The 13224-nt window shown below is 67.7% G+C and carries 14 protein-coding genes; 8 read left to right on the top strand and 6 right to left on the bottom strand.

Annotation, left to right across the window (positions count from 1 at the left end; genetic code table 11):
- Window positions 1–173 precede the first annotated feature (173 nt).
- Window positions 174–938, top strand: coding sequence for a PhoH family protein (locus tag AC1Q87_RS16465; RefSeq protein ID WP_183773747.1), 765 nt, complete (start codon window positions 174–176; stop codon window positions 936–938).
- 51 nt (window positions 939–989) lie between these two features.
- Here AC1Q87_RS16465 and AC1Q87_RS16460 read toward each other — a convergent pair whose 3' ends face one another.
- On the bottom strand, window positions 990–1196 hold the full coding sequence (locus AC1Q87_RS16460) for a DUF3126 family protein (RefSeq protein WP_183773873.1): 207 nt from the start codon (window positions 1194–1196) through the stop codon (window positions 990–992).
- Between the two features lie 136 nt (window positions 1197–1332).
- Between AC1Q87_RS16460 and AC1Q87_RS16455 the strand changes: the two genes are divergently transcribed.
- Both AC1Q87_RS16455 and AC1Q87_RS16450 read left to right on the top strand, forming a co-directional pair.
- On the top strand, window positions 1333–2403 hold the full coding sequence (locus AC1Q87_RS16455) for a beta-N-acetylglucosaminidase domain-containing protein (protein ID WP_492609993.1): 1071 nt from the start codon (window positions 1333–1335) through the stop codon (window positions 2401–2403).
- A gap of 160 nt (window positions 2404–2563) precedes the next feature.
- Window positions 2564–3724, top strand: a complete 1161-nt coding sequence (locus AC1Q87_RS16450) for an MFS transporter (protein WP_492609992.1) — start codon at window positions 2564–2566, stop codon at window positions 3722–3724.
- Here the strand turns inward: AC1Q87_RS16450 and cysE are convergent.
- Together cysE and AC1Q87_RS16440 are read right to left on the bottom strand one after the other, a co-directional pair.
- Window positions 3712–4542, bottom strand: coding sequence for a serine O-acetyltransferase (gene cysE, locus AC1Q87_RS16445; RefSeq protein ID WP_492609991.1), 831 nt, complete (start codon window positions 4540–4542; stop codon window positions 3712–3714). The two genes, AC1Q87_RS16450 and cysE, sit on opposite strands and share 13 nt — an antisense overlap.
- A gap of 28 nt (window positions 4543–4570) precedes the next feature.
- Entirely contained in the window at window positions 4571–5185 is a 615-nt protein-coding gene (locus tag AC1Q87_RS16440; RefSeq protein WP_492609990.1) for an NUDIX domain-containing protein, read from the bottom strand.
- Between the two features lie 82 nt (window positions 5186–5267).
- Here AC1Q87_RS16440 and AC1Q87_RS16435 point away from each other — a divergent pair, with 82 nt between their 5' ends.
- Complete coding sequence (locus AC1Q87_RS16435) at window positions 5268–5879, top strand: nitroreductase family protein (protein ID WP_492609989.1); 612 nt, start codon at window positions 5268–5270, stop codon at window positions 5877–5879.
- A 296-nt stretch (window positions 5880–6175) separates the two neighbouring features.
- Here the strand turns inward: AC1Q87_RS16435 and queF are convergent, their stop codons facing one another.
- Window positions 6176–6631 carry a preQ(1) synthase gene (gene queF / locus AC1Q87_RS16430; protein WP_492609988.1) on the bottom strand — a complete coding sequence of 152 codons (456 nt, stop codon included), beginning with the start codon at window positions 6629–6631 and terminating at the stop codon, window positions 6176–6178.
- 90 nt (window positions 6632–6721) lie between these two features.
- Between queF and AC1Q87_RS16425 the strand changes: the two genes are divergently transcribed.
- The 4 genes from AC1Q87_RS16425 to AC1Q87_RS16410 all read left to right on the top strand — a co-directional run bounded on the left by AC1Q87_RS16425 (window position 6722) and on the right by AC1Q87_RS16410 (window position 11690).
- Window positions 6722–7525, top strand: a complete 804-nt coding sequence (locus tag AC1Q87_RS16425) for an SDR family NAD(P)-dependent oxidoreductase (RefSeq protein ID WP_492609987.1) — start codon at window positions 6722–6724, stop codon at window positions 7523–7525.
- 236 nt (window positions 7526–7761) lie between these two features.
- Window positions 7762–8463: a TorF family putative porin gene (locus AC1Q87_RS16420; protein WP_492609986.1), complete on the top strand. Its 702-nt coding sequence runs from the start codon at window positions 7762–7764 to the stop codon at window positions 8461–8463.
- 335 nt (window positions 8464–8798) lie between these two features.
- Window positions 8799–10607 carry a polysaccharide biosynthesis protein gene (locus AC1Q87_RS16415; RefSeq protein WP_492609985.1) on the top strand — a complete coding sequence of 603 codons (1809 nt, stop codon included), beginning with the start codon at window positions 8799–8801 and terminating at the stop codon, window positions 10605–10607.
- 60 nt (window positions 10608–10667) lie between these two features.
- A complete protein-coding gene (locus AC1Q87_RS16410) occupies window positions 10668–11690 on the top strand; it encodes an NAD-dependent epimerase (RefSeq protein ID WP_492609984.1) in 1023 nt (340 codons plus the stop codon).
- Between the two features lie 3 nt (window positions 11691–11693).
- Here the strand turns inward: AC1Q87_RS16410 and AC1Q87_RS16405 are convergent, their stop codons facing one another.
- Window positions 11694–11852, bottom strand: a complete 159-nt coding sequence (locus AC1Q87_RS16405; RefSeq protein WP_492609983.1) for a hypothetical protein — start codon at window positions 11850–11852, stop codon at window positions 11694–11696.
- Between the two features lie 72 nt (window positions 11853–11924).
- Window positions 11925–13214, bottom strand: a complete 1290-nt coding sequence (locus tag AC1Q87_RS16400; protein ID WP_492609982.1) for a nucleotide sugar dehydrogenase — start codon at window positions 13212–13214, stop codon at window positions 11925–11927.
- Window positions 13215–13224 lie beyond the last annotated feature (10 nt).

Genomic DNA, 13224 nt, shown 5'->3' with positions numbered 1-13224 from the left:
CGGGGTACAAGGTGTCGCGTTTGCTACGGCGGGGTTTCCCGCCTGGATCACGAACCGAAGACGGACCTCCGGGCCGTTGCGCGCGGCCCCGCCGCACCACTGAAAACTTCATGGATCCTCGAGGGCGAGCCGTTTCGGCGTCGCCCTTTTTTCTTGCCCCTATGGAGGCCTAGATGACCAAGCGAGCTCTGAAGCGACAGCTGCGCGAAGGCGCGTTCGACGCCGCCCAGTTCGAGGATGACGCGAAAGTCCGCCGTCTGCCGGTGGATCGTGCGTGGTCCCCCTTGGCCCATCACAACGACGATCGCGACCAGGGGTATCTCAAGACAATAAAAGCCAAGTCGCCGGGCCAGCAGGCGCTGATGGACGCCATCGACGCCAAGAACCTGGTCATGGCGCTGGGCCCGGCCGGCACCGGCAAGACCTATCTGGCCATCGCCAAGGCGGTCGAAGCGCTGGAGGCGGGCCGGGTCGGCCGCATCGTGCTGTCGCGGCCGGCCGTCGAGGCGGGCGAGTCGATCGGCTTCCTGCCGGGCGACGCCGAAGACAAGCTCGCGCCCTACCTGCGGCCGCTCTACGACGCGCTGTCGGACCGGCTGTCGATGAAGCGGGTGCGGGCGCTGATGGCCGAGGGCGCCATCGAGATCGCGCCGGTCGGCTTCATGCGCGGCCGGACGCTGAACAACGCCTTCGTGGTGATCGACGAGGCGCAGAACTGCACCTACGGGCAGCTGAAGATGCTGCTGACCCGGCTGGGGTGGCATTCGACCATGGTGGTGACCGGCGACCCGGCCCAATCGGACCTGCTGCCGGAACTCTCGGGTCTCGGCCCGGTCGCCGACCGCTTCGAGGAGATCTCGAACATCGCGGTCGTGCGGCTGAAGGACGTCGACATCGTGCGCCACCCGCTGGTGGCCGAGATGCTGGGCGTGCTCTGACGCCGTAGTGGAGGCCGGCCCCGTCACGGGGGCCGGCGCTCGACCTGCGCCTTAAGGCAGGTCTTCGGCGAGGATCGCCATTTCGAACATGTACGAGCCGTCGCCGTCCTCGTCCTCGAAGACGACGCCGATGAACTCCTCGCCGATGTAGACTTCGGCGGAGTCCTTTTGCTTCGGGCGGGGGACCAAGGTGATCCGCGCGTTGGCGAAGGTGCCGCGCAGGTGGCCTTCGAGACGGCGGATAGCTTTTTCGTCCAGCACGCTGGGCTCCTTCGTAGATTTTCGCCGGGAACCTACGGGTTTTGCGCCGCACCGCAAAGCGCCTGCGCCGGAAAAAGCTGGGGACGCGGCCCTCGCGCCCGCTAGTCTGCCCGTCAAATCAAGGGAGGACCGCGTGGCGGGCGTCGAGCTGGGACTGGTCGAGGGCTACTACGGCAAGCCGTGGTCGTGGGCGGAGCGCCGCGCCGTCGTCGAAGCGCTGGTCCCGCACGGCTACCGATTCTTCCTCTATGCGCCGAAGGCCGACGCCTTCCTGCGCCGTCGCTGGCAGGAGCCGCATCCGCAGGAGACCGCGGCCGAGCTGCAGGCCTTCTCCGCCTTCTGCCGCGCGGCGGGCGTACGGTTTGGGGTGGGCCTCAGTCCCTACGAGATCTACCGCGACTTCGGGGCCGCCGCGCAGGAGGCGCTGGCCGCCAAGCTCGCGCAGCTGGACGCCCTGGGGCTCGACGACCTGGCCATCCTGTTCGACGACATGCGCGGCGATCTGCCCGACCTGGCGGCCAATCAGATCGAGATCGTGCATTGGATCTCGGCCCGGACCACCGCGAAGCGGGTGATCGTCTGCCCGTCCTACTACACCGACGATTCCATTCTCGACCGCGTGTTCGGCCAGCGGCCGGCGAACTATCTGGAGGATCTGGGCGCCGGCCTGGATCCATCGATCGAGGTGTTCTGGACCGGCGAGGAGGTGTGCTCGCGCGAGTTCAGCCCAGGCCATCTGGAGCGCGTCGCCCGCCAGCTGCGCCGCAAGCCGCTGCTGTGGGACAACTATCCGGTCAACGACGGGCCGCTGATGTCGCCGTATCTGCATCTGCGCGCATTCACGGGCCGGCCGGCCGGCATCGCGCCGCACATCGCCGGCCATGCGGTCAATCCGGCCCTGCAGCCCACGCTGTCGCTGATCCCTGCGATCACCCTGGCGCAGAGCTATGCGCAAGGCGAGGCCTACGAGTATGTCCGCGCCTTCCAGGCCGCCGCGCGCGAGGTGCTGGGCGAGGACCTCGCCGCCGCGGTCGAGCGCAACATGAGCCAGTTCCAGGGCTTCGGCCTCGACCGCCTGACCGACGAGAACACGAGCCGGATGCGGCCGCGCTACGCCGGCTTCGACCACCCGGCCGCGCGCGAGATCGTCGCCTGGCTGGACGGCGCCTACCGCATCACCCTCGCAGAGATCGAAGCGACTTGAGCCGCACGCCGCCAGGGGCCTAGACTGGTCGAACCGCGTTGGCGGAAAGCGCGAAAGACCTCCCCAGTGGCCGGCTGATCCTATCTACGACGCCGAACTTCGCCGACCCGGGCCCGATGACGCCCGGGCCGCTCAGCCGCACGCTTCCGGGACAGCCGCCATGGCGTTCTTCCGCAATTCCACCGTCAATCTGCTGAACCTGCATTACGGCGTGCACGCGCTGGCGCTCAGCGGCGGCGGCGCGTTCTTCGCCGTCTATCTGCTGCGCGCAGGCGTCCCGGCCCATGGGGTGCTGGCCTCGCTGGCCGCGATCCTGATCGGCCGCTTTTTCATCCGTCCGGCGGTGCTGCCGCTCTGCAAGCGCTTCGGCCTCAAGCCGATGGTGATCGTCGGCACGGTGCTTACCGCCGGCCAGTACCTGCTGCTGGCCAGGGTGGACGGGATCGGCTGGCCGCTGTTCACCCTCTGCGCCGTGTCGTCGATCGGCGACACCTTCTACTGGACGACCTATCACGCCTATTTCGCCTCGCTCGGCGACGCCGAGCACCGGGGCCACCAGATCGGCGCGCGCGAGGCCATCGCCGCCATGGTCGGGATCGCCGCGCCGTTGCTGACCGGCTGGGCGCTGGTGACCGTGGGGCCTGAGATCGCCTTCGGCGCCACCGCCATCGTGCTGGTGCTGTCGGCGCTGCCGCTGTTGTTCACCCCGGCGGTGCCGATCGCCATGGAGGCCCCCAACGCCTTCTGGTCCGCGCGGCCAGGCGTGGCGCTGTTCGTCGCCGACGGCTGGATGGCCTCGGGCTATCTGTTCGTCTGGCAGATCGCGCTGTTCATCTCGCTGGGCGAGAACTTCGCGGCCTTCGGCGGGGCGATGGCGGTGGCTGCGGTGGCGGGCGCTATCTGCGGTCTGCTGCTGGGGCGCTTCATCGACGCCGGACATGGCCGGCGCGCCGTCTGGCTCGCCGCTGGCACCGCTGCAGCGGTGATCGCCGTTCGAGCGGCGGGCTACGGACATCCGGCTGTCGCCGTGGCGGCCAACGCCGCCGGCGCGCTCGTCGTGGCGCTCTACACCCCGACCATGATGACGGCGGTCTACAATCTCTCGCAGGCCTCGCCCTGCCCGCTCCGCTTCCACATCGCCACGGAAGGCGGCTGGGACGCGGGGGGCGCAAGCGGCGCGCTGACCGCAGCAGCTTTGCTGTGGGCCGGCGCGCCGTTCTGGGCGGCGATCCTGATGGGCCTTGTCGGCACCATCGCCGCTTTCATCCTATTGCGGCGCTACTACTACGCCGCGCCAGCGGCCACGCCTCAGATGACGTAGTCGTAGACCGCCTCGGCCAGGGTGTGATCCATGCTCCGGGCCGGCTCTTCGCAGGTCGGGCAGTTGACCAGCCGCGCCGGCACGCCGGCGGCCGTGCAATGCGGCGGCACCGGTTTCAGCACCACCGAACCGGAGGCCACCTTGGCGTAGTCGCCGATGGTGATGTTGCCGAGCACCTTGGCGCCCGCGCCCAGCAGCACGCCGTTGCCGATCTTCGGGTGACGGTCGCCGCGTTCGGCGCCGGTGCCGCCCAGGGTCACGCCCTGCAGCAGCGAGACGTCGTCGCCGATCACCGCCGTCTCGCCGATGACGATGCCGGTGCCGTGGTCGATGAACACCCCTGAGCCGATCTTGGTGGCCGGGTGGATATCGACCTGGAAAATCTCGGACATGCGGCTCTGCAGATAGAGCGCGATGGTCTCGCGGCCCTGATGCCACAGCCAGTGGGCGACGCGCTGGGTTTGCAACGCCTGGAAGCCCTTGAAGAACAGGAACGGCTGGACGTATCCCTTGCAGGCGGGGTCGCGTTCGAACACCGCCTTGAGGTCGGCTTCCGCGATCTCGACCAGCCGGGGGTCGGCGCGATAGGCGGCGTCGGCCAGTTCGCGCAGGCTCATGGCCCTCAGCTCCTGGTCGCCCAGCTTGCGCGCCAGCTGATACGACAGCGCCGCGCCAAGATCGTCGTGGCTCAGCACCACGGCGTTCAGCAGCGAGGCGAGCGCCGGCTCGGCCTTGGCGGCCCGTTCGGATTCCATGCGCAACGCGGCCCATACCGGCGGCGCGGCAGAGGGGTCGATCACTTCCAGGCGCTGGCTCAAAGGCTCCTCCCGTCCCAAAGGCGGTCCCCTATCCTAGCATGGCGCGCGCGAGCGACGCCGACAAAAGCCCTTCTCGGGCCATGTGGTACGCCCGAAGCAACATGGCAACCGTTAAGGCGTCGCGCAGATGTCCGGCGCTCGCCGCCTCGAGCGCCTCGCGAAACGGAACCCGCACCATGGCGAGGTCCTCTGTGTCGTCGGCGTGAGCCGCCTCCGCGGCCGGGCGCAGGTCGGTCGCGAGGTAGCCGATCGCCAGTTCGTCGGTGACCGAATTGGACAGCTGCACGCGCAGGATCTCGCGCCATTCGCCCGCCGCCAGTCCCGCCTCCTCGGCCAATTCGCGCTTTGCGCCCTCCAGCGGATCCTCATTCTTGGGTCCGCCGCCCTCGGGGATTTCCCAGCTGTAGTCGGCGAACGGAAATCGATGCTGCCCAACCAGAACCACGGAGCCGTCCGCATCGATCGGCAGCACCGCCAACGCATAGTTCTTGAACCCGACGACGCCGTAAAACGCCGCCGCCCCGGTAGGCGCGACCGCGTCATGCTCGGTGATCCGGATCCACGGGTTCTCGTAGGCGACCTTGGATTCGCCACGAAGCCAGGGCCTTCCATGCTCGGTCAGCCACACCGGTTTTTGCGACATATTCTCAACTAACCTTGCAGATCGCGCCCATGACCCCAATAAAAGGGCCCCGACGATCATTCATCCCAGCGAGAAGCCCGTCTTGTCCATTGCACTTCCCGAAGCCCCGTCGTTCGGCGCCCCGGTCGACCAGCACCCCTGCCCCGAACTGCTGAGCTTCCTCGCGACCCGTCGCTCGGCCTCGGCGGTCACCCTGGCGGAGCCTGCGCCGGGCGATGACGACGTCGCCGCCCTGATCCGGCTGGCCGCCCGCGCGCCGGACCACGGCAAGCTGGCCCCCTGGCGCTTCATCGTGCTGCGCGGCGACGACAAGGCCGCCTATGCGGCGCGCCTGGAGGCGCTCGCCCAATCGCGCGGCGACGCGCGTGCGGCCGCCAAGCTCGCCAAGTTGAAGATTCCGCCGATGGGGATCGCCGTGGTCTCGGCGCCGCGCGCACATGACGTCCCCGAGTGGGAACAGGTGCTGTCGGCCGGCGCGGTGTGCACCGGGCTGCTCTATGCTGCCCAGGCGCTCGGCTACGGCGCCAACTGGATCACCGACTGGTACGCCTATGACGGCGAGGCGAAGGCGATCCTGGGTCTTGATGCTGGTGAAAACGTCGCCGGCTTCATCTTCATCGGCACGGCCAAAGAGCCCCCGATGGAACGCGAACGGCCCGACAGCGCTGCGCTGACCACCGTCTGGAAGCCCTGACCCCGCGACAAGGGCCAAGAATCACGAAGGCCGGACAGCGATGGCCCGCTGCCCGGCCTGATGTGACACGCCCGAGGAGAGATGGGCGCGGTCCTTATATCACGCGAGTGACCAGTCCGCTAGTCAATCGCGGCCGCTGCTCGTACGGCGCGAGGCCACCGCAGGCTCAGGGCCTCCACGGAATACAACCATTGCGATGTATTCAGCAAAACGAATACTCTCCGAGGGCGGAGCGCATGGCAGGCTTCAATCGTCCGGATCAGGATTACCTGCGCTCAACCGCCCAGGACTTCTGATCAACCGCGACCACGATACGTGGCCACACCCTGATCTGGCACCCAAAGCCCCTCGGGCGCCGGGCCGCTTTGCCAGAAAACGTCGATCGGAATGCCTCCACGCGGGAACCAATAGCCGCCGATGCGCAGCCAACGCGGCGCTGCGACCTCGACGATCTTGCGCCCGATCGCGACGGTGCAGTCCTCGTGAAACGCGCCATGGTTGCGGAATGAGCCCAGATACAGCTTCAGGGACTTCGATTCGATCAGCCATTCGCCGGGGGCGTAGTCGATCACCAGGTGCGCGAAATCGGGCTGCCCGGTCACCGGGCATAGCGACGTGAACTCCGGCGCGGTGAAGCGGGCCAGATAGAGCGTGTCGCTCTGCGGATTGGGGACACGCTCGAGGATCGCAGCCTCGGGACTGTCGAAGCCCCTGACGTCGCGACCAAGCTGGGTCAGATGCAGTTCTTCCATCGCCGGGATTTATCCCGCCGCAAGGTTTGCGGCAACCGAGGGAACCGTTATCAGATCAAGCAAACAGACCAGACAGATGGGGAGGACGACATGTCCGGCAGCGATTTCGAAGGCTTCGTGGTGGTGGTCACCGGCGCATCGACGGGCCTCGGCCGCGCCATCGCGGTGGAGACGGCCAGCCGCGGCGCGCGGGCGGTGATCATCAATTATGCGCGCAGCGCCGACGAGGCCAAGGAGACCGCCCGCCAGGTTGAAGCGCACGGCGCCAAGGCGGTGCTGGTCCAGGGCGACGTCGCCAACGACGCAGACTGCCGCAAGATCGCCGCCGCAGCCGAGCCCTTTGGGCGCATCGACGCCCTGTTCAACAACGCCGGCGTCACCAAGTTCGCGCCCAACCACGCCGACCTTGAGGCCGTGTCCGCCGAGGACTTCCTGAACCTCTACGGCGTAAATGTCGTCGGGGCCTTCCAGATGACCCGCGCCGCCCGCGCTCTGCTCGAGGCCGGCGAGCGCCCGGGTGCGGTCGTCAACACCTCCTCGATCGCCGGGGTGGCCGGCATCGGGTCGTCGGTGCCGTATGCCGCCTCGAAGGGCGCGATGAACACCATGACCCTGTCGCTGGCCCGCGCCCTGGCGCCGAGGATCCGCGTCAACGCGATCTGCCCGGGCTTCATCGACACGCCCTGGTTCGACAAGGGCGTCGGCGCCGAACGGGCTCAGAAGATGCGCGAAGGCGCGGCCGCCAACACGCCGCTGAAGGCCGCTTCGACCGCCGAAGACGTCGCCGCCGCCGCGGTGTTCCTCGCCTCGCCGGGCTCGCGGCATGTCACTGGTGAGACGCTGCTGGTCGACGCCGGCACGCACCTTGGCTACGCGCCGTTGGCCATGCGCTGAGCAAAGGGGCGACGCAATCTGGGGTGAAACCCTGACTCGAAGGACAGCCGTGGCGCCGAAGGCACACTCATTCGCCCAAAAGCGCGGCGCCACGCGTTGTTAACGCTCAAAAATCAAACAGCGATTACCCAGCAAAGGTGATCGGCTCCGCTCGCGTTGATCTGCCGGTCGGCCGCATGGCGATCTCGGTTCGACGGTCAGCTGGAGCCTGATCGAATAATGGGGATACAACGCAAATGAAGACTCTCACCACCGCGCTTCTGGCCGCTGCGGCCACCGTCGCCATGGGCGGCGCCGCCTTCGCCCAGGAGGACAGCGCGCTCGACCTCTCCTTCAACGTCGGCGCGGCCACCGACTACGTCTGGCGCGGCGTCAGCCAAACCGACGAGAGCCCGCAGATCTCGGGCGGCATCGACGCCACCATCGGCGGCCTGGTCTACGCCGGCACTTGGCTGTCGAACGTCGACTTCGGCTCCGGCAACGACACCGACTTCGAACTCGACCTGTACGCGGGCGTCCGTCCGCAGCTCGGCCCGGTCAGCCTCGACTTCGGCATCCAGTACTACGGCTACATCAACGCCCCGACCGGTTCGGACCAGGACTTCATCGAGTTCAAGGCCGCCGGTTCGGTTCCGGTCGGCCCGGCCACCGTCGGCGCGGCCGTGTTCTGGTCGGACGATTTCTTCGGCGGCACCGGCAACGCGACCTACGTCGAACTGAACGGCTCGAGCCCGATCGGCGAGAAGTTCAGCGTCTCGGGCGCCGTCGGCTATCAAGACGTCGACTATGACGGCGACTACACGACCTGGAACCTCGGCGTCGGCTACGCCCTCACCGACTACCTCGGCGTGGACCTGCGCTACCACGACACCAGCGAGCACGATTTCGGCGATCTCTATGAGAGCCGCGTCGTTCTGGGTCTTAAGGCCGCCTTCTAAGCCGCGAGACTTGAGGAAAAGGAGAGCCGCCTCGGCGACGAGGCGGCTCTCTTGCTTTATTCCCGGCGACTACTGCGGGAATTCGGCCACAGGTCAAAAAAACATCGTTCTCCTGCGGAGCGAAAACCTCGCCTTGGAGTTTCATTGGACGGTCGCGTTGACGCGTCTATGTTGCCAACCTTCGGACAGGACGCGGAGCACGATTCATGGAGCAGATGGCCAATCGGGCTCAGACCATCGTCGCTGACGCCCTGATTGCAGCTGGCGCTTTCTTTCTGGCGTACCTGCTGGCGTCCGGTCAGTTCCTGGATACTGTTGGACCTGCTCTCCCTGCATTGAAGCTACTTCAGCTGATCGGAATCTATACCGGTCTGGCCGCCCTGTTCTCGACGCTGTTCCGCCGCGAGCTGTCGCCGTGGCGCTACGTGTCGATCCCCGACGCCCTAGTGCTGGCGCGGACCGCCTTCCTGACCGCCGGCGTCTTCCTGCTCATGGTGTTCGTGCTCAACCGCGCCGAGGGCCTGCCGCGCTCGGCCCTGGCCATGGCCGTGATCTTCCAGATGGTCGGCTCGATGGGCGCGCGCCTGATGCGCCGCGCCATGCACGAGCACGCGCTCGACAGCTTCTCGCCGCTGAAGACGATCAAGGACCGTGCGCCGACCGCGCCGTCTCTGCTGCTGATCGGCTCGCCGGCGCTGGCCGATTCGTATCTGCGCGACGCCGCCCGCCGGCACGACCAGGCCTGGACGCCGGTCGGCATCGTCAGCCCCGACGCCCGCGACCTCGGCCAACAGGTGCGCGGCGTCTGCGTCATCGAAAGCCTGGGCAATCTGGACGAGGCGCTGGCTGACCTGCGCCGTTGGAACCGCTACCCGCGCGCCATTCTCTTCCTGGAAGAGCCGGGCCGCTTGAAGGGCCTGACCGCGAATCAGCTCGGCCTGCTGAAGAACGACGGCATCCGCCTGCTGCGCCGCCCCTCGATCGTCGAGCTCGCCCACCACGAGGGCATGCCGCTGCTGCCGATGCGCGAGATCAGCGTCGAGGAGCTGCTGGCGCGCGAACCGATCGAACTCGACCGCGCCGCGGTCGGCGCTCTGATCCAGGGCCGCCGCGTGCTGATCACCGGCGCCGGCGGCTCGATCGGCGCCGAACTCGTGCGCCAGGTCGCGCAGTTCAACGCCGCCCACGTCACCGTCATGGACTTCTCGGAGACCTCGCTGTTCGAGATCGACCGCGAGATGGCCGAGACCTGGCCGCAGCTGTCGCGCACCGCCGTCCTCTGCGATGTGCGCAATTCCCACCGCCTGCACCAGGCGTTCCAGCGCGAGAAGCCGGACCTGGTGTTCCACGCGGCGGCGCTCAAGCACGTCTCGATGGTCGAACAGCACCCCTGCGAAGGCGTGCTGACGAACGTGGTCGGCACCTGGAACGTGACCGAGGCCGCGCGCGCCTGCGGCGCGGCGCAGATGATTCTGATCTCCACCGACAAGGCGGTCGATCCGTCGAATGTGATGGGCGCGACCAAGCGTCTGGCCGAAGCGGTCATCCAGGCCCAGCAGGCGGGCGAAGGCACGCGCTTCTCGGCCGTCCGCTTCGGCAATGTGCTCGGCTCGGCCGGCTCGGTGGTGCCGATCTTCCGCTCGCAGATCGAGCGCGGCGGGCCTGTGCGGGTGACGCACGAGAACATCGAACGCTTCTTCATGACCATTCCGGAGGCCGCCCAGCTGGTGCTGCACGCCACGGCGCACTCGGCCGAAGGCGAAGAGACCAAACACGCGCGCCTGTTCCTGCTGGAGATGGGCGAGCCGGTGCGGATCATGGACCTGGCCCGCCAGATGATCGCCCTGTCGGGTCACGTGCCCGGCAAGGACATCGAGATCGAGGTCACCGGCCTGCGTCCGGGCGAAAAGCTGACCGAGCTCCTGCTCGACGAGACCGAACGCTCCCTGCCCTGCGCGCCTAAGGTCATGGAGGTGGTGTCCTCCTCGGCCCTGCGGATCACCGCTAACCACCTGATCGAGCTGGAAGCCATGGCCCAAGGCGGCGACGTCGATCAGGTCCGGGCCAAGCTGTTCGACATCGTGGCTCAAGTGCGCGGCGAAAAGCCTTCCACCCCGGCGCTGCGGGTCGTTTCGAGCGCCTGAGCGACGTCTCGGGCGCCGAGCGGGCGTGACGCGGCGGCGTCAAAAGTATAAGCGGGCGCCATGGCGGTTATCCTGGTCACCGGCTCGGCCGGCTTCATCGGCTCCCACGTCGCGCATCGGCTGCTGGACCGTGGCGACACGGTCGTGGGTCTCGACAATCTCAACGCTTACTACGATCCGACGCTGAAGCAGGCGCGCCTGGCCAGGCTCGAGGCGCGCGACGGCTATCGTCATTCGGCCATCGACCTGGCCGATCGCGAGGCCATGGCCGCCCTGTTCGCCGAGGCCAAGCCCGACCGCGTGATCCATCTCGCCGCCCAGGCCGGGGTTCGCTACAGCCTCGAGCAGCCTGCCGCCTACGTTGACGCCAACCTCGTCGGCTTCGGGAACATCCTCGAGGGCTGCCGCGCGGCCAAGGTCCGTCACCTTGTGTTCGCCTCGACCAGCTCGGTCTACGGCGCCAACGGCAAGCTGCCGTTCTCGGTGCACGACAGCGCCACCCACCCGATCACGCTCTATGCGGCGACCAAGCTGGCCAACGAGGCCATGGCGCACTCCTACGCCCACCTGTTCGATATCCCCTCGACGGGCTTCAGGTTCTTCACGGTCTACGGCCCGTGGGGCCGGCCCGACATGGCGCTGTTCAAGTTCACCAAGGCGATTCTCGAAGGCCAGCCGATCGACGTCTTCGGCCAGGGCAAGATGCAGCGCGATTTCACCTATGTGGACGACATCGTCTCCGGCGTCGTCGCCGCGCTCGACCGTCCGGCGCAGGTCGATCCCAACTGGGACGCAATGGCGCCCGATCCCGCCACCAGCGGCGTCGCCCCCTGGCGCATGCTCAACCTCGGCAACAGCCAGCGCGTCGAGTTGATGCGTTACATCGAGGTCCTGGAGGAGAAGCTCGGTCGCAAGGCCAAGCTCAATCTGCTGCCGATGCAGCCGGGCGACGTGGCCCGCACCGAAGCCGACGTCACCGACACCAAGGCCGCGCTCGACTATGCGCCATCGACGCCGATCGAGGTCGGGGTGTCGAACTTCGTCGACTGGTATCTCGACTACTATCGCGTCGGGGCGAACTAACGATCAGCGGCCGCGGGTCTGGTCGCGCGCGGCGGCCGCCTCTTCCTTCTGGCGGCGCGCCGCCTCACGGGTGGCGCGGCGTTCGGCGAGAATCGACCAGACAATCAGCCCGACGATGGAGGCCGCCAGGAACGGCAGGGAAAACTGGCCAAGTCGTTCCATCCGGAAGGGTCCCTCACCTCGGCGTCGATGCCCTAGTCGATACCAGGGTTCCGCGCCCTGGCAAGCGGCCCTCTAGAGCCGCAGGTCCGCCGCCCCCTGCGGGAACATCGCCTTGACGTCGTAGAGCACCGCGCCGGGCTTGCCCAAGGCGCGAATGGCCTCGACGCCCATCTCCTTGAACTCGTTGTGGGCCACGGCGACCACGATCGCATCGTAGGCGCCCTGCTCCAGCGTCGCGACCGGGGCGACGCCGTACTCGGCCTCGGCTTCGGCCGGATTGGCCCAGGGCTCGTGCACATCCACCGCGATCTCGTACTCGCCAAGCTCGCGGACGATGTCGATGACCCGGGTGTTACGCAGGTCCGGGCAGTTCTCCTTGAACGTCAGCCCCATGACCAGCACCCGCGCGCCGCGCACCTGGATCTCGCGGCGGATCATGGTCTTCACCAGCTCCTGGGCGATATAGCCGCCCATGCCGTCGTTGATCCGCCGCCCCGCCAGGATGACCTGCGGATGATAGCCGGCGTCCTCGGCCTTGGAGGTCAGGTAGTAGGGGTCGACGCCGATGCAGTGGCCGCCGACCAGGCCGGGCGTGAACTTAAGGAAGTTCCACTTGGTGCCGGCCGCGGCCAGCACCTCCTGTGTGTCGATGTCCAGCCGATTGAAGATCAGCGCGAACTCGTTGATCAGCGCGATGTTCAGGTCGCGCTGGGTGTTCTCGATCACCTTTGCGGCTTCGGCGACGCGGATCGAGCTGGCCAGGTGCGTCCCGGCCGGCACCACGGCGGCGTACAGCGCATCGACGAACTCGGCGGCTTGCGGCGTCGAACCGGCCGTGACCTTGATGATCGTCGACAGCCGATGCAGGCGGTCGCCCGGATTGGCCCGCTCAGGGCTGTAGCCGGCGAAGAAGTCCTCGTTGAACTTCAGGCCCGAGACCTGCTCGATCACCGGCACGCAGTCCTCTTCGGTGGCGCCGGGATAGACGGTGGACTCGAAGATCACCACCGCCCCCTTGGCGATCGCCCGGCCCACCGTGCGGCTGGCCGACAGCAGCGCCGTCAGATCCGGGCGCTTATAGCGGTCGATCGGGGTCGGCACGGTGACGATGAAGACGTTGCAGGCCTTCAGCGCCGTCTCGTCGGCGGCGAAGCTCAGGCCGCTGGCCGCAGCCAGCTCCTCGGCCGAGGTCTCCAGCGTGCGGTCGTGGCCGGACTTGAGCTCGGCGATGCGTTCGGCGTCGATGTCGAAGCCGACCACCGGGTACTTCTCGGCCAGCGCCACCGCCAGCGGCAATCCGACGTAGCCAAGGCCGATCACGCCGATCGCGGCCGGCGTGCGGGTGAAGGGGTTCTGCAGCATCGCTGACAAG

The sequence above is a fragment of the Phenylobacterium sp. GW823-FHT02A09 genome, from assembly GCF_058797775.1.
Note: the sequence above shows the minus strand (reverse complement) of the source record. Positions and strands in the feature narration are given on the sequence as shown.